Source organism: Salegentibacter sp. BLCTC (assembly GCF_015143665.1).
Taxonomy (GTDB): Bacteria; Bacteroidota; Bacteroidia; order Flavobacteriales; family Flavobacteriaceae; genus Salegentibacter; species Salegentibacter maritimus.
In genome coordinates this window covers 1-1,226 of the sequence record NZ_WYEW01000028.1, presented here as the reverse complement: position 1 = coordinate 1,226, position 1,226 = coordinate 1, and the positions used below count along the sequence as shown (strand labels likewise).

Here is a 1,226-nt window from a genome sequence, read left to right as displayed (position 1 = left end):
TGTAGCCTTCCCTAAAAATAAGACAGTTTAAAATTCGAAATTGTTAATTTTAAAACCGATAAACTGTCCGATGAAAAAAAGTAGATTTACAGAAAGTCAGATCATCAAGATCTTGAAAGAAAACGAACAAGGCCGATCTGTTGTCGATATCGCTCGAGAACTAGGTATTGATAAAAGCACTATCTATTATTGGCGCAAGAAATATGGCGGAATGGAAACTAGTGAGCTAAAACGGCTTAAGGAGCTGGAAGAAGAAAACCGCAAGCTCAAGCAGATGTATGCAGATGCCAGTCTTGATAACCAAATGCTGAAAGATATATTGTCAAAAAAGTTCTAAGGCCTTCCGACAAGAAGCATAGAGCGGTTTATTTGATCAAGGAGTACCAGGTCTCCATAAAACGAGCCTGTAATGTAGTAGGTTTAACCCGTTCGATGTGGTATTATCAAACGAAGCGAGACGATTGTGAGGTAATCGATAAACTTTCTGAATTGGCCACTGAGTTGCCCACCAGAGGTTTTGATGAATACTATAAACGAATACGTCGCGAAGGCCATAAGTGGAACCGGAAACGGGTATTACGAGTATACCGGCAGATGAAGCTTAAGTTAAGGCGCAAACATAAAAAGCGTATTACAGGTAGGGTAAAACATCCTTTAGAGACCCCTGAACATTTGAATCAGGTTTGGAGTATGGATTTTATGTCAGATGTCCTTTCTGATGGCAGAAAGGTACGTGTTTTAAATATAATTGATGATTGCAACCGAGAAGTACTGGCTGTAGATCCAGGGTTGAACTATCCTGCTAGAAAGCTAGTGGAGACTTTAGAACAATTAGAAGAAGAAATTGGATTACCACAAACTATCCGTTGTGATAATGGCCCTGAGTTTATCTCTAAAACATTCAGCCAATGGTGCAATGGAAAACGTGTTGAAATACGGTATACCCAGCCAGGTAAGCCAATGCAAAATGGGTATATAGAACGTTTAAATAGATTTTATAGAGAAGATATATTAGATGCTTACTGGTTTAATGATTTACATCAATTACGTTCTTTAAGCAATAAATGGATGGAAGATTACAACAATAACCATCCGCATCAATCCCTGGGCAATAAATCACCTAGAGAATACAAACCTCGATTCGGGGAAGAATTCTTCCCCGAATCGAATGATATTAATGAAAATTTATTGAATTTAGCTGTGTCTTAAATTGGGTAAGGCTACAG

1 pseudogene is annotated in these 1,226 nt (G+C 38.3%); it reads left to right on the top strand.

Features of this window, described 5'->3' with window-relative positions:
• Positions 1-70 precede the first annotated feature (70 nt).
• Positions 71-1,209: pseudogene (locus GUB10_RS15855) on the top strand (IS3 family transposase).
• Positions 1,210-1,226: the final 17 nt, after the last annotated feature.